At 64.9% G+C, this 23,423-nt stretch carries 28 protein-coding genes; 23 read left to right on the top strand and 5 right to left on the bottom strand.

Annotated features, from left to right (window positions below; translation table 11 throughout):
- Positions 1-16: 16 nt before the first annotated feature.
- The gene (locus HMUK_RS14380) at positions 17-835 is read right to left on the bottom strand and encodes an endonuclease V (protein WP_015763913.1); all 819 of its coding nucleotides are present in this window, start codon (positions 833-835) and stop codon (positions 17-19) included.
- A complete protein-coding gene (locus HMUK_RS14375) occupies positions 835-1,791 on the bottom strand; it encodes a rhomboid family intramembrane serine protease (protein ID WP_015763912.1) in 957 nt (318 codons plus the stop codon). Before HMUK_RS14375 ends, HMUK_RS14380 begins: the two co-directional genes overlap by 1 nt.
- A gap of 101 nt (positions 1,792-1,892) precedes the next feature.
- On the opposite strand from HMUK_RS14375, the gene mobA reads away from it, so the two are divergent.
- Positions 1,893-2,498 (top strand): molybdenum cofactor guanylyltransferase, encoded by a 606-nt coding sequence (gene mobA, locus HMUK_RS14370; RefSeq protein ID WP_015763911.1) that lies wholly within the window; start codon positions 1,893-1,895, stop codon positions 2,496-2,498.
- A 48-nt stretch (positions 2,499-2,546) separates the two neighbouring features.
- Positions 2,547-3,710 carry a M24 family metallopeptidase gene (locus HMUK_RS14365; protein ID WP_015763910.1) on the top strand — a complete coding sequence of 388 codons (1,164 nt, stop codon included), beginning with the start codon at positions 2,547-2,549 and terminating at the stop codon, positions 3,708-3,710.
- A gap of 222 nt (positions 3,711-3,932) precedes the next feature.
- Here HMUK_RS14365 and HMUK_RS14360 read toward each other — a convergent pair whose 3' ends face one another.
- Both HMUK_RS14360 and HMUK_RS17675 read right to left on the bottom strand, forming a co-directional pair.
- A complete protein-coding gene (locus HMUK_RS14360) occupies positions 3,933-5,054 on the bottom strand; it encodes a pyridoxal phosphate-dependent aminotransferase (protein ID WP_015763909.1) in 1,122 nt (373 codons plus the stop codon).
- Between the two features lie 47 nt (positions 5,055-5,101).
- Positions 5,102-5,248, bottom strand: coding sequence for a hypothetical protein (locus HMUK_RS17675; protein WP_015763908.1), 147 nt, complete (start codon positions 5,246-5,248; stop codon positions 5,102-5,104).
- A 513-nt stretch (positions 5,249-5,761) separates the two neighbouring features.
- Between HMUK_RS17675 and HMUK_RS14355 the strand changes: the two genes are divergently transcribed.
- The 3 genes from HMUK_RS14355 to HMUK_RS14345 all read left to right on the top strand — a co-directional run bounded on the left by HMUK_RS14355 (position 5,762) and on the right by HMUK_RS14345 (position 7,589).
- Entirely contained in the window at positions 5,762-6,358 is a 597-nt protein-coding gene (locus HMUK_RS14355; protein ID WP_126967065.1) for a hypothetical protein, read from the top strand.
- A gap of 133 nt (positions 6,359-6,491) precedes the next feature.
- Positions 6,492-7,007 (top strand): CinA family protein, encoded by a 516-nt coding sequence (locus tag HMUK_RS14350; protein ID WP_015763906.1) that lies wholly within the window; start codon positions 6,492-6,494, stop codon positions 7,005-7,007.
- Positions 7,008-7,094: 87 nt separating this feature from the next.
- The gene (locus tag HMUK_RS14345) at positions 7,095-7,589 is read left to right on the top strand and encodes a metal-dependent hydrolase (RefSeq protein ID WP_015763905.1); all 495 of its coding nucleotides are present in this window, start codon (positions 7,095-7,097) and stop codon (positions 7,587-7,589) included.
- Here the strand turns inward: HMUK_RS14345 and HMUK_RS14340 are convergent.
- The gene (locus tag HMUK_RS14340; protein ID WP_015763904.1) at positions 7,586-8,320 is read right to left on the bottom strand and encodes a PHP-associated domain-containing protein; all 735 of its coding nucleotides are present in this window, start codon (positions 8,318-8,320) and stop codon (positions 7,586-7,588) included. The genes HMUK_RS14345 and HMUK_RS14340 overlap by 4 nt on opposite strands.
- A gap of 392 nt (positions 8,321-8,712) precedes the next feature.
- Here HMUK_RS14340 and HMUK_RS14335 point away from each other — a divergent pair, with 392 nt between their 5' ends.
- From HMUK_RS14335 to HMUK_RS14250, 18 genes are all read left to right on the top strand, one after another.
- The gene (locus HMUK_RS14335) at positions 8,713-9,168 is read left to right on the top strand and encodes a hypothetical protein (protein ID WP_223270958.1); all 456 of its coding nucleotides are present in this window, start codon (positions 8,713-8,715) and stop codon (positions 9,166-9,168) included.
- A 160-nt stretch (positions 9,169-9,328) separates the two neighbouring features.
- Positions 9,329-10,393, top strand: a complete 1,065-nt coding sequence (locus HMUK_RS14330) for a TIGR00341 family protein (RefSeq protein WP_015763902.1) — start codon at positions 9,329-9,331, stop codon at positions 10,391-10,393.
- On the top strand, positions 10,390-11,526 hold the full coding sequence (locus HMUK_RS14325) for a hypothetical protein (protein ID WP_015763901.1): 1,137 nt from the start codon (positions 10,390-10,392) through the stop codon (positions 11,524-11,526). Before HMUK_RS14330 ends, HMUK_RS14325 begins: the two co-directional genes overlap by 4 nt.
- Positions 11,527-11,637: 111 nt before the next feature.
- Positions 11,638-12,414, top strand: coding sequence for a DUF2182 domain-containing protein (locus HMUK_RS14320; protein WP_015763900.1), 777 nt, complete (start codon positions 11,638-11,640; stop codon positions 12,412-12,414).
- On the top strand, positions 12,411-13,379 hold the full coding sequence (locus HMUK_RS14315; protein WP_015763899.1) for a beta propeller repeat protein: 969 nt from the start codon (positions 12,411-12,413) through the stop codon (positions 13,377-13,379). Before HMUK_RS14320 ends, HMUK_RS14315 begins: the two co-directional genes overlap by 4 nt.
- 61 nt (positions 13,380-13,440) lie before the next feature.
- Positions 13,441-13,644: a heavy-metal-associated domain-containing protein gene (locus tag HMUK_RS14310; RefSeq protein WP_015763898.1), complete on the top strand. Its 204-nt coding sequence runs from the start codon at positions 13,441-13,443 to the stop codon at positions 13,642-13,644.
- Between the two features lie 117 nt (positions 13,645-13,761).
- On the top strand, positions 13,762-15,327 hold the full coding sequence (locus HMUK_RS14305) for a permease (protein WP_015763897.1): 1,566 nt from the start codon (positions 13,762-13,764) through the stop codon (positions 15,325-15,327).
- Between the two features lie 2 nt (positions 15,328-15,329).
- Complete coding sequence (locus tag HMUK_RS14300; RefSeq protein WP_015763896.1) at positions 15,330-16,535, top strand: hypothetical protein; 1,206 nt, start codon at positions 15,330-15,332, stop codon at positions 16,533-16,535.
- Positions 16,532-18,067, top strand: coding sequence for a cbb3-type cytochrome c oxidase subunit I (locus HMUK_RS14295; protein WP_015763895.1), 1,536 nt, complete (start codon positions 16,532-16,534; stop codon positions 18,065-18,067). The genes HMUK_RS14300 and HMUK_RS14295 overlap by 4 nt, the downstream gene beginning before the upstream one ends.
- 116 nt (positions 18,068-18,183) lie before the next feature.
- Positions 18,184-18,567 (top strand): PadR family transcriptional regulator, encoded by a 384-nt coding sequence (locus HMUK_RS14290; RefSeq protein WP_015763894.1) that lies wholly within the window; start codon positions 18,184-18,186, stop codon positions 18,565-18,567.
- Between the two features lie 133 nt (positions 18,568-18,700).
- Positions 18,701-18,973, top strand: a complete 273-nt coding sequence (locus HMUK_RS14285; protein WP_049940847.1) for a hypothetical protein — start codon at positions 18,701-18,703, stop codon at positions 18,971-18,973.
- On the top strand, positions 18,974-19,291 hold the full coding sequence (locus tag HMUK_RS14280) for a hypothetical protein (protein ID WP_015763892.1): 318 nt from the start codon (positions 18,974-18,976) through the stop codon (positions 19,289-19,291).
- A 55-nt stretch (positions 19,292-19,346) separates the two neighbouring features.
- On the top strand, positions 19,347-20,252 hold the full coding sequence (locus HMUK_RS14275; RefSeq protein WP_015763891.1) for a hypothetical protein: 906 nt from the start codon (positions 19,347-19,349) through the stop codon (positions 20,250-20,252).
- Positions 20,249-20,566 carry a hypothetical protein gene (locus HMUK_RS14270; RefSeq protein WP_015763890.1) on the top strand — a complete coding sequence of 106 codons (318 nt, stop codon included), beginning with the start codon at positions 20,249-20,251 and terminating at the stop codon, positions 20,564-20,566. The genes HMUK_RS14275 and HMUK_RS14270 overlap by 4 nt, the downstream gene beginning before the upstream one ends.
- 83 nt (positions 20,567-20,649) lie before the next feature.
- Positions 20,650-20,955: a DUF7565 family protein gene (locus HMUK_RS14265; RefSeq protein ID WP_015763889.1), complete on the top strand. Its 306-nt coding sequence runs from the start codon at positions 20,650-20,652 to the stop codon at positions 20,953-20,955.
- A gap of 154 nt (positions 20,956-21,109) precedes the next feature.
- Positions 21,110-22,012, top strand: a complete 903-nt coding sequence (locus tag HMUK_RS14260) for an ABC transporter permease subunit (RefSeq protein ID WP_015763888.1) — start codon at positions 21,110-21,112, stop codon at positions 22,010-22,012.
- Positions 22,009-22,758, top strand: a complete 750-nt coding sequence (locus tag HMUK_RS14255; protein WP_015763887.1) for an ABC transporter ATP-binding protein — start codon at positions 22,009-22,011, stop codon at positions 22,756-22,758. Before HMUK_RS14260 ends, HMUK_RS14255 begins: the two co-directional genes overlap by 4 nt.
- Positions 22,755-23,327 (top strand): hypothetical protein, encoded by a 573-nt coding sequence (locus HMUK_RS14250; RefSeq protein ID WP_015763886.1) that lies wholly within the window; start codon positions 22,755-22,757, stop codon positions 23,325-23,327. The genes HMUK_RS14255 and HMUK_RS14250 overlap by 4 nt, the downstream gene beginning before the upstream one ends.
- The last annotated feature ends 96 nt before the right edge of the window (positions 23,328-23,423 follow it).

Below are 23,423 nucleotides of genomic sequence, written 5' to 3'. Positions count from 1 at the left end.
GATTCGGTGAAGACTGTCAGGCCCGATCGTCTCGCACTGCGGCCTTCGCCTCGTCGGCGTCGCTGTCGGCCAGCCGCGTCGGCTCCGGGAGCTTGTAGCCGGCCGTGGTCGCGAGCACGAGCTCGGGGACAGTCTCGGCCCCGACGCGGTGGCCGGGGCTGACGTACAGCGGATTGACGTGGCGCTTGGGCGAGTCGTACTGTCGGGTCTGGACGGCGTGGCCGATCAGCGCCCCCGGCGTGGCCGTCTCGACGCTGTCGTCGGCCTCGATTCCGACGGTCGTTCCGACCGAGAGTTTCCCGTCGAGCGACTCTCGGGGCCGGCCACAGAGGAGGCTCTTGGCGACGCCGATCGCGGGCACGTCGAACAGGACGCCGACGTGGGTCGCCAGCCCGGCTTCCCGAAAGTGGATGCGGCCGCTGCCGTCGACGACCAGCAGGTCCGGCGTCCGTCGTAGTTCCCCGAGCGCCGCGAGGATCGCCCCGCCCTCGCGAAAGGAGAGCAGCCCCGGAATGTAGGGGATTTCCGTCTCGACGGCGGCGTGGACGCGTTCGACGACCTCGTCGCCGCGGCTGACGACGACCGCCGAGACCGCCACGTCGTCGACGAAGGCCTGGTCGACGCCCGCGACCAGCGGCTGCGCTGGCGCGCTGTCAGAGCCGTCCCCGACATCCTCGCCCAGTCTGTGCTGCTCGGGGTCGGACCGGAGCGCCGCCGGATCGAAGCCGAGGTCGTCCGCGAACGTCGCCTCGGCGGCGATCTCTCGCTGGAGCGACTCCATCTCGCCGCGCGAGAGCGCCGGATCGGGGACGAACTCGGGTCGAGCGGGCTCCATCAGAACCGACCGCGGCCGGGACCGCCCGGTCCGCCGGGACCGCCGGGTCCGCGACCGCCGCCGCCGAACTGCAACTGATCGGGCGTTCGCCGCTGGCCTTTGACCTGACTGCCGTACCACAGCCCGATCACGAGGCCGACGAGGTGGGCCATGTCGGCGACGTTGCCGCCGGTGAAGGGGCCGCCGACGCCGAGAATGCCGGCGACGCTGACGATCACGTAGAAGCCGGTGATCGCCCAGATCGGCACCGGAATCAGGAAGTAGAGGTAGACCCGGAGGCCGGGGTTGAGGACCGTCAGGACGCCCATGATCGCCAGTCCGGCACCGCTGGCCCCCAGAACGCCGGCACCGAGGCCGGGCTGGTAACCGAGGAAGACGAGCAGGTGCGAGAGCCCGATCTGACCGAGGCCGGCCAGCGCACCGGAGACGAGAAACAGGATCGTGAACTTCTTCGATCCGACGTAGTCCTCGACGATCCGGCCGAAGAAGAAGATCACGATGCTGTTCAGCGCGATGTGGCCGAGGCTCAGCGGCGCGTGAGAGAACACGGAGGTGAACCAGGTCCAGACGTACTCTGGGTGCTGGGGCTGGAGTGTGAAGATCGCGCTCCAGGTCGGCCCGCCGATCGGGATGCCCACGAGGACCACCAGATGCTGCAAGAGGAACGTGACCCACATCAGGCCCAGCATGGTGTAGGTCGCGTTCCCGCGGAAGTACCCGAGGATGCTGCCCGGCCCGGTGTCGACCGAGAGCCGGTCGCCGAGTCCGCGGCCTCCGCCGTCGTCGACACTGTCGTCGAATCCGCTGTCGAACACGCCGTCGGGGTCACCCCAGTCGTCCAGCCCCGGACAGTCGTGTGCCTCCGGCAGCCGGTGCTCCGAGCAGTAGGTCCCCCCGCAGTGGTGACACCGGTACGGCATGTTCTCGGTCTTACCACACGCGTCGCACTTCGACATTGGCGATTGCTTGGGCTGGCCGGTGCAAAGGGGTTGTGCTTGTGTGACTGGACGCGACCGTGCGGCCAACGCTCTTTAGGACTCGCCGCGAACGGCCAGCTATGCAGAGTGGCGTCGTCGTCGCTGGCGGGCGCTCGACGCGCTTTGGCGACGGAGACAAGGCGCTGGCCGACCTCGCGGGGACACCGATGGTTCGACGGGTCGCCGACCGTCTCGCGCGGGTCGTCGACGAGCTGGTGGTCAACTGCCGCGCGGACCAGCGTCGGGACGTGGCGGCGGCCCTCGACGGCCTCGACGTGCCGGTCTCGTTCGCGCTGGATCCCGTCCCGGATCGCGGCCCGCTGGCCGGGATCGAGACGGGACTCGACGCGGTCGCGGGAGAGTACGCCGCCGTCGTCGCCTGCGATATGCCGTTCGTCGAGCCCGCTCTGGTCGCACACCTCTTCGAACGGGCGGCGGGCCACGACGGTGCCGTCCCACAGCCCGACGAGTGGCTCCAGACGACACAGGCGGTCTATCACGCCGACGCGATGGCCGACGCCTGCCGGCGGGCGCTCGACGACGGCCAGCGTCGCGTGGCCGTCACACTGGACGCGCTCGACGTCGCAGTGATCGACCGCGACGAGATCGAACGCCACGCGACGATGGCGACCTTCGAGAACCTCAACACGCGCGAGGCGTTCGAAGCCGCGCGGGACCGCCTCTGAGAGTGCCGGCGGCGGTGGCTTTTTTCTGGCCGGGCTCTTGGAGCGAGTATGCCGACAACACTTCCGGCGAGCGAGTTCCGCGATCGCCTCGCGAACGTCCGCGACCGGCTGGCGGCGGCCGACGCCGACGGTGCCGTCTGGTTCGACGCGACGAGCATCGAGTATCTGACCGGCTTTCATCACATCCAGACCGAGCGCCCGGTCGCGCTGGTCGTCACCGACGGGCGCGTCGAGATCACCGTGCCCCGACTCGAAGTCGAGCGCGTCGAGCCCAACCCCCGGATCGACGCCGTCCACAGCTACTTCGACTACCCCGGCGGCGAGCCGATCGCGACGGTCGCCGAGGCGATCGCGGAACTCGGCGTCGAGACGGTCCTTACAGACAGCGACGGCGCGCCGGGCGTGATGGGCTACGAGGGGCCGGCGCTGAGCGAGTTCCTCGACGTGACCGAACACGACGGCTGGGTGGCCGGGATGCGCGAGGCAAAGAGCGACGCCGAAGTCGCCCTCATCGAGGAGTCCGCGCGGTGGGCGAACCTCGGGCACCGCCACCTCGCAGACCTCACCGAGCCGGGGGCGCATCCGGCGACGGTCAGCCAGCGGGCGTCGCTTCAGGCGTCACGGGCCATGCTGGACACGCTCGGCTCCGAGTACGCCGTCCGAACCAGGGCCGACGGTCCGGTCCACGCCGGCTACATCAGCGGCTCGGAGACGGCGCTCCCGCACGGCCACACGCCCAACGAGCGGCTCGCGACCGGAGACGTGCTCGTCACGGGCGCGACGGCCAACGTCGACGGCTACTACGCCGAACTCGAACGGACGATGTTCGTCGGCGAAGTCGGCGACGAGCAGACCCACTACTTCGAACTGATGGTCGAAGCCCAGGACGTGGCCTTCGAGGCGATGGGCCCCGGCGTCTCGGTCAGCCACGTCGACCAGGCGGTGTGGGACTACTTCGAGGAGCAGGGCGTCGCCGACCTCGCGCGCCACCACGTGGGTCACAACATCGGGATGGACGGCCACGAACCGCCCTACATCGATCGGGGCAACGACGCCGAGATGCGGCCGGGCCACGTCTACACGATCGAGCCGGGCCTCTACACCGACGAGGCCGGCTACCGCCACTCGGACACCGTCGCGATCACGGCAGACGGGATCGAGCGACTCACCTACTACCCGCGGGACCTCGAATCGAACGTCGTCAGGGAGTGATACTACCGGCTGTACGTCTGTGACGAATTTCGCGACTCCGTATCGCGACTCTCTTGCAACAGTTACAGCCGGCAGTATGAGACGGACCGTCGTCGTTGCGCACCACGGGGAAGACGCTCGTCGGGACAGTCCGACGAGGAGGGCGACGACGCCGCGTCCGGTGACAGTGCCGTCGCTACTCGACGCTCACGGTCGGTGTATCAGACGCTGACTGTCGGTCAGCTATCGGGAGAAAAACGCCGCGAGTCGGTCGGCCGCCTCGTCGACGCGGGGTGTCATCAGCGCGAAGCGGAACCACTCGCTGCGCGAGTCGCCGAAGGCCTGGCCGGGCATTCCCGCGACGCCGGCCTCGTCGATCAGTTCGTAGGCGTGGTCGAAGCTTCCGTCGTAGTCCTCGAAGCGGGCCATCACGTAGAACCCGCCCTCGGGGCGGTCGTACTCCGCTCCGGCAGCTTCCAGTGTCTCACAGAACGTGTCGATCCGCTCGCGGAGCCGATCTCGGATGTCGGCGTAGTACTCGGGCCCAGTCGTCTTGAGCGCCCGCAGGACGGCGTACTGTGCCGGGCGCGAGCCGGTGACGTTCGTGAGCATGTGTCGCGTTCGCGCTCGTTCGAGCAGGTCGCCGGTCGGCCCGTCCTCTGGCGGGAAGATGGCGTACCCGACCCGCAGGCCGGTAATCGCCATCGCCTTCGAGAAGGAGTTGGTGGCGACGACGTTGGGCGAGTCGATTTCGACGGCCGAACTGAACCGGCCGGTGTAGTCGAAGTGGTCGTACACCTCGTCCGAGACCAGCAGGGCGTCGTTCACTTCGGCGATCTCGACGAGCCGTTCCATCACGTCGGCGTCGTACACCGCACCCGTCGGGTTGTTGGGCGTGTTGACGACGATCACCGCCGTCTCCTCGCTGGCCCGTTCTCGGACGCGCTCGGGATCGAGGTGGCCTCGATCCTCGACCGGTACGAACCCGACATCGGCGTCGAGGAAGTGCGCTCGCCCGGCGTAGTAGGGAAAGACCGGATCGGTCAGCAGTATCTCGTTGCCGCCGAACCGTTCGAGACCGCCGAACATCGCGAGGTGGTTGGCTTCGCCGGCTCCGTTGGTGACGATGACGCGGTCGCGGTCGACTCCGCGCCGGGCGGCGACGTGCTCGCGTAGCTCCGGGAGCCCGTCGCTCGGCAGGTACTGGAAGTCGTCGGCCGGGAAGTCGGCGTACTCCCGAAGGCCGTCGCGAATACCTGCGGGCGGGTCCCAGTCCGGGCTTCCGGACACCATGTCGATCACGTCTCGATCGGCGCGCCGCGCGTACTGGACCACCCGGAAGAACCGGGGCGTTTGATAGTCCATGATCGACAGTGTACGTCGACTCCCCTTTCTCTTTCTGTCTGCGGTCGTCACATCTGGCGGACCAGGAGGGCGGCGACGCCGACCACGAGCAGGGCGATCCCCCAGAAGAGGTCGCTGCCGGGGAGAAAGCCGAGGACGAGCGTGACGAGTCCGGAAGTGAGAAGTGACCAGCCGATCGTCGTTCTGTAGGACATAATGAAATTATGACTGACTAACTACTCTACACAATTAAAATTTGTAGTTGGCTGGTTTATGTGAGATATACATCAGCTCCGTGGCGGAAATCCTATACAGAGTCTTCTTCTCTGCCGATGAGAAATGATTGGCCCACTCTCCAAATAAAAACCAGTATTACAACACAGAAAGCCATCATCCCTCCATAAAATAGTCCCAATACAGCCGAGTCTAGTATCCCTGTATTCGTATTGAGAGTTATAATGGCTGAATACATGAACGAGACAAGTAGTCCGAATGTGATCCATCCTTCTTTTGAGTTCGGTGCCGATATCATATGAAAATCCAGGCGTCCGACCAATAAATTCTTTCTGCAAATCATAATCAGGGTGTTATATTCCAAAACTAATGGTGATTAAAGAGCAAGCATCAACAGACACAATAGTGTAATTTATACTTTATGACTTAGGTAATTACTTCTTTTTTAATTAGATCTATTATAATAAGAAATAATTTTGTGAGTGTGTTCAAAAATGAACTCCAACATTTCCAAACGAGAGTTCCTGAAACAGAGTGGTACTGCCATTGCTGGTGTCAGTTTGGCGTCAACGGTATCGCAGTCTGCCTTGGGATCTCGTAGAGAAGGGACTCGCAATCAAACTGGTAGCAAAGAGGATTCTACCCAAGGCGGTCAGGTGAGTCCTCAGGTGGCAAATAATGTTGACCTCTCAGCTGATGACTACACTATTTATTATGGTGAAGATACCACGATCAGTGCCAGCTGGGAAGTGTCAACCCCTCTTTTCGCTGCCAAGCATAGTTTCGTTGTTTTAGTAGAAGCGGAGAATGCAGAACAGCCGACACTGAGAGCATCTGACTTCACTGCCAGCGATATTAAAAAGAACTTCGAGTACACCCACTCATCAAGCCTGCCAGTTGACTATGACGCGTATAAATTTAAGGCTGTCAAGCAGTTCTTGCAACCTGAAGACGAAGACGTCAACGTAGAGCTGGACGCGACGTTTGAGGGCGACGGCTTTGGAGACGTTCAGATTCAGGCTGGGTTCCCAAACGACGCGCAGCAGCCAATTGGTAGCATTTGGGCTGGTGCTGTAGTCACTGTTGAGTAGCACTGCGGTCCGTACCAATCGCAGAGTATATTTCAATTAGTTCGCATCGTATATTTAAACCCACTATCCACCGGTCTGCCGACCGTGCGATCTGGCTGGAACCGTTATACCGGAGTGCGCCCAACGATCAGATATGCCAGACGACACTGACGGCGGGATCGAGGCCCGCGTCGGCGAGACACTGCGCGAGACCGACGCGACCGTCGCCGTCGCGGAGTCCTGCACCGGCGGCCTGATCGGCTCGCTGCTGACCGACGTGCCGGGGTCGAGTGACTACTTCGATCGCTCGGTCGTCACGTACTCCTACGACGCCAAGCGGGACCTGCTGGCGGTCGACCGCGAGGTCCTCGACGCGGCCGGCGCGGTCAGCGAGCCGGTCGCCCGCCAGATGGCTCGCGGCGTCAGAGACACCGCCGACACGACGTGGGGCGTCGCGACCACCGGCGTCGCCGGTCCATCGGGCGGGACCGAGGAGACCCCGGTCGGCACCGCCTACGTCGGCGTCGCCTACGCCGCACCGTGGGGGACGGGGGACTCGTCGACAGCGGTCGAGCGCTACGAGTTCGACGGCGATCGGACGACGGTCAAACGCGAGATCGCCAGACAGGCCCTCTCGGACCTCAGGGACGCGGTCCAGAGACGAGCCTGACGGTCTCGTCCACGCCGACCGGCACCGACGCGGGACGCCGGTGGAAATCGCCGACCATTATACCGGTCGCCAGCTAGCCACCACTGCATGAACAAACGCGGGCACGTGTTGAACGCGGCCCTGTTGAGTATCGGTCTGGGCTACGTCCTCGAACCCTCCGGCGACGTAGAGACGTTCGTGACGATCGCCGAGGTGTCCGTGCCGATCGTCCTCGGCGCGCTCTTTCCCGACGTGGACACCGCCTTCGGCCGCCACCGCAAGACGCTGCACAACCTCCCGGTGCTCGCGGTCTTCCTCGCGTACCCGATCTACTTCTCGAACCTCCAGTGGGTCTGGCTCGGCGTCGTCACCCACTACGCGCTGGACTACTTCGGCTCTCGGCGGGGGATCGCGCTGTTCTATCCGCTGTCGGACCAGGAGTACGGATCGCCCACCGGCGTCACCACCTCCAGCGACCGCGCCGAGATCGTCACCGTCGTGGTGACCGCCTTCGAGGTCGTCGTCGCGATCGTCCTCGTCCACGTCCTCCCGCAGTACGTACCGACCGAGGCGATGCAGATCGTCGGCCTGGCGGCCGCTTAGTACACCTTCACGTCGTCGAACCGACCGCCGTAGGCGACGTGGTTCGGGTGAGTCGGCTCCGTCCCCTGCAACAGGAGGCGATCGACTTTCGACCAGCTGTTCTCGTAGCCGAGGTGGCAAAACTCCACGCCACAGCGGAGCCGATGCGCGAGCCCGTCTCGATGGAACACCCGTCTGGGAGCCTCCGCTCTGAGCGCGCGGACGAGCGCCGCGCCGTCGTCGATATCGCGGTCGAATTCGACCCAGGCCTCGCCGACGGTGCCCCTGACGTGGGCGTACGACGACGTGAACGGCTCGATACCGAAGTCACTCGCCAGGGCCTTCGCCCGGCGGTTGTGGTGGGGCCAGTGTTTCGGGTTGTACACCTCGACGGCGTCGATCCGGTCGCGGTGTGCCCTGATCTCCTCGCGCGTGAGACTGACGTTGAGAAAGCCGGGATGGGGAACGAGCGCGGCGGCATCCTGACGCTTCAGTTCCTCCATCGTCCCCTCTAGCGTGAGAAAGTCGGGCACCGGATCGGAGAGCCCGACGGCGAGGACGTGGCGGCGCTGTTGCCAGTTGCCGGTGAATAGCTCTCTTGCCGGGACGACCGTCAGCTCGTCGTCGGAGTACTGCGCCGCTCGGGATTCGATCTCGGGGAGTCGTGTGAAGTGCGGTGCGTAGACGAGTACGTCCAGTCCGCGCGCTTTCGCCCGCTCGACGACGCGTTCGTCGAGCACTTTCACGTGCATGTCCACCCTGGAACCGCTCACGAGCGATGGTAGTCGAACGCGCTTGATAGTGATTTCCTTTCTGGACGGTCTCACCCGGACGCTCTGACTCCTACTGCGTGAGCTAACAGATCCGACCGCCCGACCGGACGCCTCCCTTGCCCGCTCTGACACTCAATAGATAATTGGGTATTGTTACCACTATTTATCGATCACGGCCGAACGTGTGGTCGCACTCGGTCAGAGGGACACGGTCCGCGTGGATGACACTCTGACTCGAACAGTCCCGTCTTCAGTTCTCTCGACCCATGATCGGTAACGACGCATTTTGTCCAGACACCGGAGCACCGCTAACTGACTCAGAGCACTACGACGAGCGCGGGCGCCGGTACCGGGCCGTAACGGACGGTTCGTTGGCCGGCAACCGTGGCGGTCTCCTGACGAACGGCCGAGTCGAGTCCTCCTACGAGGGTTTGCTCGCCCACTTCAGGCGGTGTCACCAACGACACCACGAGGACGACGACGTGTTGTACCGGCGTGGGGCACTGGCGCTCCGTCGCCTGAAACGGGCCGCGGATGGGAGACAGACCGCAGATCGCCACGTCTGGCTGGCACTCGCACATCGCCTCCGCGAGTACGACCACGAGGTCGCGTGGATGTACGACCACGTGACGATCCGATGTCCGGACTGTCACGGTCGCCTCGCGTTCGTGGCGATTCGAGACGGCCCGGTTCTTGGGCGCTGTGGGACGAATTGCGACGGACTGGGCGGTGATCGCCTCGAGGCGATCAGGTCGTTGCTCGCGTCGCTGTATGCAGCTGCGTTCGACGAAGAAACACCTTCGCCAGAGCAGTTCCTGCAGATCTGACACGGTCAATCGTCCGTATCGACCGGCGCGAACGGCTGGCACAGTCGACGGTACGAGTGGTCACACAGCAGTGTCCCAGCTCACAGCTACCGATTATCATGAGACAACAAACACGAACAGACCGACGAGCGTGGAGCGACGCCCGGCCAGGTGACCAGTGATGGCCCGAGAGGATTTGCGAGTCGTCCGGGTTCTCACCCTGACGGACAACGCCCGCCACCGCGTCACCGAGGTACTGGAAGAGAACGAACTCGACTACGTGCTGACCGAGGAGGTCGACGCCGGAACGGAGACCGCAGCCATCGAGTTCCCACTCCCGACACAGACGGTCGAACACATCCAGACCAAGCTCAGGGAACTCGACATCGACGACGAGCTGTACACCGTCGTGATCGAGCCCGAGGCAGTGGTCTCAGACCGACTCGGGCGGGGCGAGAACCCGTACCACGAGGTCAAGGGGCTCGGCTATCAGGGAGTCGCGCGGGGGGAACTCGTCTCGAAGGCCTCGAACATGGTCCCGGATCAGGTAATCTACCTGTTGATGACTGCGATCAGCGCCATCGTCGCGACGGCCGGTGTGTTGCTGAACTCCCTGCCGGTGCTCGTCGGCGCGATGGTCATCGCCCCGCTGATCGGCCCGGTGATGGCGACGAGTGTTGCGACGGTCCTCGATGCACCCCGACTCTACACGAAGAGTGTCAGGTACCAGCTGACCGGTGCCGTCGTCGCGCTCATCAGTGCCGTTGGCTTTGCCTTCTTGGTCCGGTACTCGTCGATCGTCTCCGACTTCCCGGAGGTCCGGACGCTGCTGGAAGTGAGTAGCCACACGGCCCCCAACTTCCTCTTGATCGTCGTGGCCCTGGGAGCCGGTTTCGCGGGCGCGCTGAGTCTCTCGACGAGCGGGACGATGGACCTCGTCGGCGTGATGATCGCTGCGGCCGTGATGCCACCGATCGGCGTGATCGGTGTCGGCGTGGCCTGGGCTCGCCCCGCAGCGATCGTCGGCGAAGTGGCCGTCGTGCTGGTCAACATCCTCTCGATGACCCTGGCTTCTATTATCAGCCTCTGGTACCTCGGCTACCACCCCGAGAGCATGGCCGACATGCGCCGTGCACGGAGTATGATGCTCCGTCGACTGGCAGTACTCTGTGCCGCGGTCGTGGCGCTCGCACTGGTGTTGGCGCAGGTGGAGATGGGCAACGTTCAGGGGGTGCCGGTGATATGAGCGACGAGTCACGGCGTGAGTGGGTGCGCCGCGCGATTACCGTCGCCGGGACGCTGAGTGTACGGGCGACTTCTCTGGGGGCACACTACCTCTACGTCGTCGCTCGCCTAGTCGTCGTCACGGGCGTACTCGTGGTCGTGTCCCTGCTAGACGATCACAGCTGGGGGTCGGTCCGGCGGTGGTTCCTGCTGGACGGGAACCGGTGGTCGATCGCGGTGTTGCTGACCGGTGTCGTCTACGCGACGCTCGTCGCCTTGATCGGACTCGATGTCGTAGGGATGAGCAACGCCGGGTTCGTCACCGGGCTGTTCACCGCGATCATCTCCGGGCTATTCTCGTTCGTGCCGATCGTCGTCTCCGTGAACCAGTTGACGGTGGCCCGCGTCGTGGGATCGCTCGACGAGATCCGAGAACAGATGAACAGTGTCCGTCAGTTCCGCGCCGAGATCGAAGCGGTCGACCCGGCCGCCGGTGTCAGCTCGAACGATCCGGGACCGTTTCTGGCCGCCCTCGTCGCGGTGGTCGACGAACGAGTCGAACGACTGGCCGACGAACTCGACGCGACGACGGGGCCAGCCCACGACACCGGGGCGACGTTCGTCGCCGTCCTCCGCTCGCAGGTCGCTCACATCCAGTCTCGGGTCACCGGCCAGCGCCAGCCGATCGAGGAACTGCTCGTCCCGATGATGGGCGACAACTACCCGTACAACGTCCAGACGGCCCGGAAGCTCCTCGAAGACCACGGTGACGACCTCTCGCCGCCGGCCCGGACTCTGATCGAAGAGCTGAAACAGCTCTCGATTGCGCTCGACCTGCTCAGACAGTACTACAAGGCGCTGTACATCAAGCAGGCGCTCTCGCGGCTCTCCCGGATCGTCGGCTACACCGGGCTGGGGGCGTTCCTGATCGCTGGCCTGACGATTCTGGTCTTCGCGAACGGACGACCGCTGGTGGCACACCCGTTCGTCCTCGAATTGCTCGTCGGTCTCGCGGTCGCCGCCGTAGTCTTCCCGTTCACGGTGTTGCTCTCGTTCGTCGTCCGGATCGCAACGATAGGCGAGCGGACGGCCGCTCCAGGTCCGTTCACACCCGTTCGAGAGACACCGAGCTACGCTCGACATAGCCGTGACTGACCCAGACGCTCCCGAACCACCCCGCCAGTGTGATCGGCCGCCGCCGAGGATTCACCGCTCCACAGATGTCGGCCTCGCTCCGTACCACCCGCCTCGACAACACTGCAACCTATGACCAGAACAATCACCGAGTTCCTGTCACGTATCGACGACGATCAACGCCACGCCACGACCGGCGCGCTCGCGGCCGCAGTCGCCCTGTGGGTCGCCCTGTTCGCCGGGTGGGTGCCGATGCCGACACCGCCCTCGACCCGTGGCATGACCGACCCGGGCGCACTCGAAGCGGGTGCGCTGGCCGACGGGGCGATCGGTGTCGCCACGTACCTGCTCTCGTGGGGCGTGATGATGGCGGCGATGATGTATCCCGCGATGGTGCCGGCGATCAGGCACTACGACCGTCAACTGACCGAGCGGCCGACGATTGCACTCTCGGGCTTCCTCTTGAGCTACAGCGTGGTGTGGACGGTCATCGGGACTGTTCCGCTGCTGTTCGAGGCGCTGGTCGGGATCGCCACCGTCGTCACTGGAGCTCCGAACCTCGTCGTGGGGGGTACCCTGCTGTTGATCGGTGGGTACCAGTTTACCGACGCCAAGCGGCGCGCTCTCGGGAACTGCTGTGCTCCGGCCCAGATGGGTTCAAAAGAGCCACAACAGGCGATTCGTGACGGATTCGTGGCCGGACGCGACTGTGCCACGACGACCTGGCCGTTTTTCCTGCTCCTGGTGCTGGTCGGGACGATGGACCCGTTCTGGATGGTCACGGTGACGGGATTCGTCGTGGTCGAACGGTTGCCCCCGTGGAACGAGGAACTGATCGCGGCGATCGGCACGCTCTCGGCGGTTGCTGGCGTCCTCGTGTTGTTGCCGATCGGACTCCCCTTCCCATGATCGACGAGCACAACGTCGGCCGACGACAGTTTCTGGTCGGCCTCGGAGCTGCCGGCACGACACTGGCTGGGTGTCAGACGACCCAACAGACACCACACGGGTGGATCGACGTCGACACACCGACGCGGATGGGGCTCACGGACGCTGTGATGAGCGTCGACGGTCCTTTCGCCGTCGGTGAGAGCGGACTCGTCCTGACGCGGAACGGCGACGCGTGGGAGGCGGTCGTCTCAGACGGGCCGACTGGCGGCGAAAACCCACTCGCTGCCGTCGACGCGACCGACGACGGTCGGTATCTCTGGCTCTGTGGTTCCAGCGGCGTGGTCGGCCGGTACGACGTTCGTGGCGGCAGTGTGACCGACCTCAGTGCGCCGAGACAAAAGACCAGTAGCTGGACGGACGTAGCCGTCAGCGGTCGCGCCAACGGCGAGACCGTCTATCTCATAAACAGTTCGGGCGAGCTGCTCACCGGCCACTGGTCGAACGGACGGGTCCGCTGGCGCGAGACGGTCACGAAGCCGACCGGTGGCGAGAGTGCGTCGGCGGTAGACGTAGCTGACGGGACCGTCTACGTCGTCGACACCGGTGGCACGGTCGTCCGCAACAGCGGCAGTCGCTGGACACCGATCGGCATTCGTGGTGCGGAAGGTGGATTGACTGATATTGCCGCCATCGACGGGAACCACGCCGACGCGACTGCGGACGACGGTTCCATCTTCGTCTACAACGGCTACAACTGGCTCCAGTTACACGCGAGCGAGAAGACACTCCACGCCGTCGATCGGATGGGCGGTCGCGGCCTCGCCGTGGGCAACAGCGGCGACATCTTCGCGCTCGAAGAGAACAACTGGACCAAAGAGCCCACGGACACTCCCAAGACCTTACAGGGTTGTGCGCTGGGTCGTGACACTTACTCCGACGTGGCCGTCGGAAGCGACGGGACGATCCTCGAACGGTTCGGCTGAACAGCCAATAAATATAATCAAAGTTACATTTTTAGGGTGCCACGGATCGAATGGACAGTCGATGTCGAAGTTCATCATCGACGTCGACGGAATGGTCTGTCGGAACTGTGAGGAAATGGTCGAGGAAGAGATCGCTAACCAGTGCTGTATCGAGACGGTCGCGGCCGACGCACCGGCCGACGAGGTGGCCGTCGCGGGGCCGGTCAGTGCCATCGAATCGGTCGTCGAGACGATCGAGTCACTCGGCTACACTGTCGAGGACTGACACGGTCCTTTTTCGGCCATCGTAGTATCGGCGCTATCGGGGACCGATGTGCCCCGACCGCACGACCGCAGTGCGGTCGGTTTGGCTCGGTCCGATCGCAACTCTCGCTTGACAAAGATGTACATCGACACACTACGGACGGCGGTTGCACTCACGGCCGAGATGGCCTGGGACTCCTGGTGGGCTCTCGTCCTCGGATTGACGCTGTCGGGCGCTGTCGAGGTGTTCGTCGACAGACAGACGATGACGGCAGTCCTCGGCGGTGACGGCGTTCGCGAGGTGTCGCTGGGGGCACTGTTCGGAGCGGCGTCGTCGAGTTGCTCGTATTCGGCGGTCGGGACCACAAAGACCCTGTTCAAGAAGGGCGCTTCGGCACCGGCCTCGCTCGGCGCGTTCATGTTCGCCAGCACGGATCTGGTGATCGAACTCGGCCTCGCCATGTGGGTCCTGCTGGGCTGGCAGTTCGTCGTCGGCGAGTACCTCGGCGGCGTCGTTGCCGTGGTCGTGATGGTGCTGGCGTTTACGCACGTCGTCCCGGAGGCGTGGATCGAGCGCGCACGAGCCCACGTTCGGCGCAACGACGAGGAGACCTGTCCGACCTGTGATGCGACGATCACCGATCCCGAAAACGCAACGAGAGAGCGTGTCGGTGGCGATCTCGGGACCTACTGCTGTGGCGGCTGCCTCCAAGTCGCTCGGGCACAGAGCGACGACGAGGGCGGGGCGGTCCTGACCGTACAGAGTCTGCGCAGCGTCGCGCGAGCTACGATCAAAGATTGGGAGATGATTGGCCGCGATCTCGTTTTGGGGTTCGTGATCGCCGGCGTCGTCGGTGCGGCGGTGCCCCAGGCGTGGTGGACGGCGCTGTTTGGCAGTCAGTCGACGTTCGTCGGTGTCCTCACTAACACCGTCGTCGCGGTCCTGATCGGTATCCTGACGTTCATGTGTTCGGTCGGCAACGTCCCGTTCGCACTGGTCCTGTGGCGCAACGGCCTCCCCTTCGGCGGTGTCTTGTCGTTCATCTACGCCGACCTCCTGATCCCGCCGCTGCTCAGTCTCTACCGGCGATACTACGGCTGGCGTATGGCTGCGACACTGTTCGTGACACTGGCGACCGCCGCGATCGTCGCTGGAGTCGTTAGTCACTACGTGCTGAACGGTCTCGGAATCGTCCCACGGCAAGGGACCGTCGGCGGGACCCTCTCGGGCGAGTATACGACGATACTGAACCTCGTGTTCACGCCGATCTTTCTGGCCGAAGTCGTCGGTGCCTACGGGCGAGAGACTGTCGCCGATCGTCTCTCTGACGGCGTCAGCGCGATCCGATCTGTCGTCCAGTTCGCCACGGTCGCACTTTCCGTGGCATACCTCGCCTTCGTCTTCGGACTGTTCGCGATCGGCGGGTGGCTCTCGGCCGCGAGGACACGAGTCCGGACACACACCGACACTGCAGACACCGCCGGCCTCGAGACGCTTCCGACCCCACTCCACGACGACGACCGCTGGACGCGACTGTCCGCCTACCTCGAACGAGGCTGGGCACTCCTCCGGCGTGCGATCGTCCCACTCACGGTGGTCGCCCGCCGGCTGTGGCTGCTCGTCGTCTCCGCCGCCGCACGTCTCGGTCGCTGGTGGCGGTGGCTCACACACCGATTCCGGAACGCCCTCGAACGGAGGTCCTGAAGATGGACGACCCGCCAGTCGCCGAGTCGGAGCGACACCGTCCCGAGACCGACCAGCAGTTCGAGATCGTCGACGGTGTGCGCGTCGACCGCACGCTGACGGATCTCTTCGCGGCCGTCGCATCGGTGGCGACCTTCGACGGAGCACTGTACGTCGTTGTTCGATTTCTCCCGGAGTACCTCAGCGTGCGTGGCGTCGGTCCGGTCGCGATCGGTGCGTTCGGCACGTTCTGGCTCGCGATCACTGCGTTGGATCGCCGAGACACCGGTAGGCTTCCAGTGCTCGTGGCTGGTGCGACCGCCGGAGTGCTGGCCTGGCTGGTCGCTCCGACGGTCACGGACAGTACGCTAGCTCTCTGGGTGGCCGTCACAGCCGGTGGGCTCGGTCCGGCGGCCTGGTACTGGTCTCGCACCGCGATCGGAGTCCCGCTCGCGGACGCCTGGCCACCTGCGTCGAGATCGACTCGTCGACCCGGCGGACCCGTCTGGGTGCTCGGCCCACTCGTGCTCTCGATCATCGTGTTAGTGCTCTCGGCGTCGTTTTCCGCGGGCTTTCGCATCGTCCTCGCACTGACTGTCGCGCTGGGTGGGACGGCGGGCGCGCTCTGGCTGTCGCTCGACGACACCGGATCGCAGCCCTCGTCACGGCGTGTCCGCACTGTCCCCCACCTCGGGGATTCCCTGCTGGAGGTGGCGATGGGCGTGGTCTCCGTGTTCGTCGTCTTGGTCGTCACGAGGGTTCTCGACGTCGAGCTGGCCGTTCTCGGCATCCAGTTGGGATCGGCGGCGACCTTCGGGCTCCTCTTGCTCGTCGAGATCGTCGCCGGAGCACTGGCCCGCACCGCTGGCCCCCGACTCGTCGGTTCCATCGGGTCGAGACCACTCCTCGTCTACGGGAGCCTCGTCGTCGCGGCGTTCCCCCTCGTCCTCGTGAGTGTGCCACCGACCCCGCTGGCCGTGGGCGGTCTCTTCGCGATCTACGGCACTCGCTCCCTCGCGGGCGTCGCCCGTCGTGCCGGTGGTGCCATTTGCCGACCGGCCAGCGACCGTCGTCGAACCGTCGTCGTCGCCGCTGGACCGCTACTTGGTGGCGTCCTCTTCGCCGTCGACCCCGTCCTCGCGTTCGGGTCCGCGACTGCGATCGGTGCCGTCGGTGTCTGGGAACTCGCGCGGACACACGTCACGGGAGCCGGGTGGCGAGACCGATGACCGACCGACGGCCCGGTGTCCTCTCTCCGTGGCTGACGACGCTCGATCACCGCGACATCGGGCGGTACTATCTGCTGTTCGGTGCCCTCTCTGGCGTCTGGGGTGGGACGGACGCGCTCGCAGTGCGGACGGAGTTGCTCTCGCCGGCCGTCGACCTCTGGCCGCCCGGGACATACGACGCCTTCTTCACGACACACGGTGTGACGATGCTGTTCTTCTTCGCGACGCCGGTCGCGTTCGGTTTCGCCAACTACCTCGTCCCGCTGTTGATCGGTGCCGACGACATGGCCTTCCCGCGAGTCAACGCGACGGCGTTCTGGCTCTTGCCGCCGGCTCTCGTACTGGCTCGGGCGGGGACGGTCGGGCACTTGCTGGGGGTCGGCTGGCTCGCCCCACCGGCGACCGGCTGGACCATGTACCCACCGCTGTCGGTCGAGGGTCCAGGACTCGGCTTCGACTTCCTCTTGCTCGGTCTCCATCTGGCCGGCGTCAGCACGATCCTCAGCGCGGTTAACCTGATCGTCACCATCGTGATGGAACGGGAGTCGGTGACCTGGGCGACTCTCGACATCTACAGCTGGTCGATGCTGACGACCGCCGGCCTGGTGCTGTTCGCGTTCCCGGTACTCGGGAGCACGCTGTTGATGTTGCTCCTCGATCGCCACGTCGGCACGGTGTTCTTCGCGACGGACGGCGGTGGACCGATCCTCTTTCAGCACCTGTTCTGGTTCTTCGGCCACCCCGAGGTGTACATCCTCATCCTCCCAGCGATGGGACTCATCAGTCACATTCTCCCCCGGTTCGCCGGTCGCCGGCTGTTCGGGTTCCGGTACGTGGTCTACTCGACACTGGCCATCGGCGTGCTCTCGTTTGGCGTCTGGGCCCACCACATGTTCACGACGGGCATCGATCCACGGTTGCAGGCGAGTTTTATGGCTGTCTCGCTGGCGATTGCCGTCCCGAGCGCCGTCAAGACGTTCAACTGGATCACGACCCTCTGGAACGGCAGGGTCCGCCTGACTGCGCCGATGCTGTTTTGCCTCGCCGCGGTCTCGTTGTTCGTCCTCGGTGGTGTCACTGGTGTGTTCCTCGCCTCGATCCCCGTCGACCTCGTCTTGCACGGCACCGCCTTCGTCGTCGGCCACTTCCACCTCCTGCTGGTCGGCACAATCACGACGGCACTGTTCGCCGCGAGCTACTACTGGTTCCCGCTGATCGTCGGTCGGTGGTACGATCCCGGCCTCGCACGAGCACACTTCTGGCTCACTGCGGTCGGAACCGTCCTCGCGTTCTGTCCGCTCCTCGTGGCCGGCGCGCTCGGACTACCCCGTCGGATGGCTACCTATCCGGCCGACTTTGCTGTATGGCATACAATAGCGACTGTCGGGGCGTACATAATCGCGACCGGCCAGCTCCTCTGGCTGTTGAACGTCGTCACGGCCGTTCGGAACGGCGAGCTGGTCGAGAACTGTCCTGTTCCTCGGTCGATCGACCACGAGTGGCGGACACGAGACGACACGTCTCGGGACTGATCGGTCGATCCCTCGACGTCGTGGCTGCGTCCGTTGATCGCGCCCGGTACTCAGGCCAGGTGTCGGGTTCGACTCCCGGCCGCGATCGTGGCGGGACAGTCCCGCCAGTATCGAAGATGACCAGAGATAAATCTGAACGCCACGGACAAACGGCGACTGAGAGCGACGTGACTCACCGTCTCGAATCAGTCCTCGACTTGACCGGGTTCCAGCGCGACGTGTTGCTTGTCATCGTCGACAGCGACGAGACCTGGCCAAGTGGCGCGGCGATCACGCGCTCTTTCGAGCGAATCTGGCACACGGAGATCAACAGGAGCCGTGTCTACCAGAACCTGGACAAGCTCCAGGAGCAGGGGTTCGTCACGACCTACCCGATCGACGGACGAACCAAGGGGTACAGTCTGACCGACCACGGCGAGAACGCGATGCTCGCCTACCGCCGCTGGATGCTGTCGTGTCTGTCGAACGACCACGCCGACGCCACTGCCAGCGGCACCTGACAGCCAGTGGCGGGCGACGCGACACTGCGGTGCTGTGGATGTCGGGTCCTCCCTGGCACCGTCGTCGCTTCTACGGACACACGAGGCCGACCACGCAACGTTTCTTCGACCGACCGTGTCCGGGCCGTCCGAGGTGGCCGGCCGGACACAGACGCTACCGACACAGTACATGATCCACGAAAAACATGACACCGACACGGACGCACAGCTCGACCTGACCGAACTGACCGAACTACTTCGCTCGCTCGCTGGACCGACCCCTCGCAGCGAGCGCTATCAGATTGCGGATCCAGACCGACCCGTCGTCTACGTGTTCGAACGGCAGCCCGGACAGCCCCTCGAACACGTCGCTACGGAACCAGCCGACCGCAACGACAGCGCTCGGCCGGAGCGAGGTGCCAGATGAATGAGTCTCGTCCATGCGGTCGTCGGACTGTTCGCGGGATTTTTCCTGTTCGGCCCGGCGATCTACGCCGGCCTCGAGGTGATCCCCGAAGCGGAAGCGGTCACCTACCCCGAAGCGACGGCGACGGCACTCGTCGGCCTCCTGCTCGCCGGTACGGTCGACTTCCTGCTCGGCTGGATTCCGGTCCTCGGGGTCGTCCTCTCCCCGCTGGTCTGGAGTGCAGTCGTCCGACGGTTCTGCCACACCACCTGGCCCGCGAGTCTGGCCGTCGGGTTCGGGACGTGGGCGCTCTCGACACTCCTGTTTGCGGCCGTCTGAACGGCCTTGCTGCCGTCTGTCGACCTCGAGCGGGACACACACGAGGTGTCGAGCCGTGACGACGGAGTCGTCGACCCAGCCACGCTGGCGTACCGTCAGCTCCCCGACGAGCAAGACGCTGACGAGTGCCGTCTGGACGGCAGCCGGTCCCCTCGCCGTCGGAGAGGCAGGGACTGTCGTCGGACGACCGCCGGACGGCGACTGGCGGGTCGTCATCGACAGTGGCCCCAACGCACGGTCGGCGACGCTGAACGCCGCGACCGTCTCCGACGACGGCGAACGGAGCTGGTTCGCTGGCTCTAGCGGTGTCCTCGGTCTGTGGGACACCGCTTCCGAACGCAAGTCTGACTTCTCCGCGCCCGACGAGAAGACGAGTTCCTGGTGTGCTATTACGATCTCCGGCGAGCCCGGTGAGGAGCGACTCGTCGTCGCCAACAGCTCGGGTGAAGTGGTTCGGGCGGACCTCGACGCCGATCAGTGCCCGACGTTCGGTGGCGTCGTCAAACCCGGCTCGGGATCGACGCTGTCGGCACTCGACGCCGCCGACAGCATCGTCTACGGCACCGACACAAGCGGCAACGTCTACGCTCTGCGCGACGACGAGTGGACGCGTATCGGGATCAGGAACGCACAGGTCAACTTCACAGACCTCACGGCCGCCCAGACGGGACTATTCGTCAGCGGCGACGGCGGTCTCGTCTACCGGTACGATGTCCCGTGTCGCAACTGGACGCCGGTCAGAGCAGCGCCACAGACGCTCCGCGGCATCGACGCCGAGACGGACCGGATCGTCGCCGTCGGCGACGGCGGTGGGATCACGCGCTGTACCAGCGACCAGCGATGGACGCTCGAAGCCACCGAGACCGAGCGGGTGCTTCGCTCGGTCGCGCTCGGCCCGACCGACGTGGCCGTCGGCGACGGTGGTACCATCGTTGAGCGCCGAGCGGAGGGTGAGCGATGACCGACCTCGATGTCGCACTGGCGCTGTTCCAGCTCGTCGCACTCGTGATCCCGCCGATCGCCGTCCTGATCCAGATGCTCCGCAAGTCCCAGAACCTCCCTTGGCAACTCCGCAAGTGGAGTTTCGGGCTGGTCATCCTCAGCGTCCTGTCTTTCATCGCCTCCGGCGCTGTCGTCACACTCTGGGTCGTCCAATCGCTGACACCGCCGCCGCTGCTCGCAGCAGGTCTCGGTCTGACACTCGTCGGATTGCTCCCGTTCGCCCTCTTTACCGCCGTCCTCTACCGGGAACACCGGCTCGAACACGGGCCGTGATCGGCGAGGCAGATCCGTCTGGAGCCCCGCTCGACGCCGTCCGTGACGAACGTTTTTATGCTCGGCTCGCATCCCCTCGGATAATGCCACGCTGGGAGTGTGCGATCGACGCCGACGGCGAAGTTTTCGAACGCGTGGAGGACCTCATCGTCCACCAGTCTATCGAACACGAGCGGATCGCGTGCAAGGTCTGTGGGGCGGTGCTTCCCGACGGCTACTTCGCGATCCGTCACGCGTTCGACGAACACAGCCGCGCCGAGTACGTCCGAGCCTACGACGCCGACGCCTCCGAGGTCCGCCGCCGTGAGAACGTCAAGGAGAGCATCGAGGAGAGCGCCGACATCAGAGAAGTCATCGACCGCCTCGAAGGCGACGAGAGTGCGCCGTAGCTGCGTCTCGCTGCTCTCGCAGTTCGTGACTGATACGGACGGTTGTAGGCGTTTACCCAGTCGACCGCACGACGGCGTGCGGTCGATCTTGTAAAGACCTACAACTTTCCGTATGATAGGTAGTATTATCAGATGGCGAGACAGACCCCATCGTATGGCCCTCCCGCGATGGTTTCCGATCGCTCGCAACGAGGCGTCCGCGCTTCTCACCGCCAAAGGTCCCTGGTTATTGGCCCTCCTCCTCGTCGGCTGGGCGTACCGCCCGCAGTACCTCGCCTGGGACGAACTCGGACAGAACATGACGGTCGCCTTCCTCCAGTCGGCTGGGAGCGTTCTCCTCCCACTCGGCGTGTTGCTGCTGAGCTACCGCGCGATCGTCGAGGAACGAGACACCGGCAGCCTGAAGTTCCTGTTGGGGCTCCCGGTGACCCGCACCGACATCCTCGTCGGGAAGGTTGTCGGCCGGAGCGTCGGCCTCGCGGTCCCGGTCACCGTGGCCGCGATCGTCCTGGGGCTGCTCGGAGCCGTTCGCTTCGGGCTCTTTTCGCCGCTGCTCTTTCTCGGAGTCACGCTCGTCACGCTGCTGTACGTCCTCACACTCGTCTCCGTCGCCACGGCGGTGTCGGCGGTGACGACCAGCACGGTCCGCGCGACAGCGCTGGTCTTCGGCGGCTTCTATCTCCTGCTCACGGTCTTCTGGCAGCGCCTCGCGAGTGGCCCCGTCTACGGGGCACTCACCGGCAGCGCCGCCGATCCGTACGCCGCGCCGGCCGACGGACTCCTGTTCGTCTTGCTCCGTCTCACTCCGGAACGCGCCTACGGCGTCGTGACGAACTGGCTCCTCGGTGTCGGAAACTCCGGGGCGGGCTACAGCGTGGTCCTGACCAAGCTCCAGCCGGGAACGAACGTGAACGCGTTCGTCGTCGACGCGGCGTTCGGCCAGACCACGGCACCGGCTTACCTCCACGAAGCGCTCGGGCTCGTCGTGCTGGTGGCCTGGTGTATCCTGCCGTTGGCACTGGCTCGCTATCGCTTCGAACGGGGTGATCTCGCGTGACGCCGTCCGCCATCGAAACGGACGGCCTCACGAAGCAGTACGGCGACTCGACGGCGCTCTCAGAGCTGGACCTGACCGTCGAGCGAGGCGAGGTGTACGGCTTCCTCGGGCCCAACGGTGCCGGCAAGTCGACGACGATCAACCTCCTGTTGAACTACATCAAGCCCACCGCCGGCACGGCGCGAGTCCTCGGCCACGATCCGTGGAACGACGTGGTCGCCTGTCACCAGCGGGTCGGCATCTGCCCTGACCGGTTCGACACTTACGACGATCTCTCGGCGCGACGCCACCTCGAACTCGTCATCGACACGAAGCGCGCCGACGACACGCCGCGATCGCTGCTCGAACGCGTCGGGCTGGTCGACGCGATCGACAAGCCCGCCGGTGAGTTCTCACAGGGGATGGAACAGCGGCTGGCCCTCGCGATGAGTCTCGTCGGTGACCCCGACCTCCTCGTACTCGACGAACCCTTTACCGGGCTCGATCCCCACGGGGCGTCCCTCGTTCGAGCGGTCGTCGAAGTCGAATCCGAACGCGGTGCGACGGTGTTTTTCTCCAGTCACGTGCTCGGACAGGTCGAACTGGTCTGTGATCGCGTCGGCATTCTCCACCGGGGCCGACTCGTCGCCGAGGGCTCGCTGGCCGAACTCCGGGACCGATGTGATCTGTCGGCCGACGCGACCATCGAAGCGGTGTTTATGCAACTCACCGGCGACTCCGTTCGTACGGAGGAGGTGGACCGATGAACCGACGCCGCTATCTGGGCCTCGCCACCGCGGCTATGAGCGGGCTCGCGGGCTGTCTGGCCGACACGGAGTATACCGTGAGCGCCGTCGCTGTCGACGACATCGCTGCCCCACTCGCACTCGATGTAACTCCCGTCGACCGGAACGTGACGGTCGACAGCCCCGGCACGCTCGCGCTCACGCTCCGGAACACCGGCGAGAAGCCAATCGAGATCCGGACGACGGGCGTCTGGCCGTTCGGCATGCTCGGCTTGTCCCCACCCGGCGAACGCGGACCCGACGCGATCCTCCTGCTGTCGGACCAGTACGAGGAGACCGATCGGGTCGAAGTCACGACCAACAGCGCCCACCTCGACAACACCCCGCTCACGAACACGCTGGAGGGCGGCGAGTCGGTCGGCGCACAGTACGAGATCCACGGCCAGCGAGTCGTCGACACCGGAACCTACACGCTCCGTGGCCATTTCGACGCCGTGCCCCTCTCTTACCGCGAGCCCGACGCCGACGGATGGACTCAGTACCATCTCGACGTGACCGTCGACCTCTCGAAGCGGTCGCTGCTACCGTAACACTCCTGATCGGGACCTTCGGGCCTCCACCTTTTTCCCACTCGGGTCAGCACAGCTGACCACTCGTGGCAAAAACGTGGGAGAAAAAGGATTTCG

Origin of the sequence: Halomicrobium mukohataei DSM 12286, assembly GCF_000023965.1 — an archaeon.
GTDB lineage: Archaea > Halobacteriota > Halobacteria > Halobacteriales > Haloarculaceae > Halomicrobium > Halomicrobium mukohataei.
The sequence above is the reverse complement of the archived record's forward strand: the minus strand, read 5'-3'. Positions and strand labels throughout refer to the sequence as shown.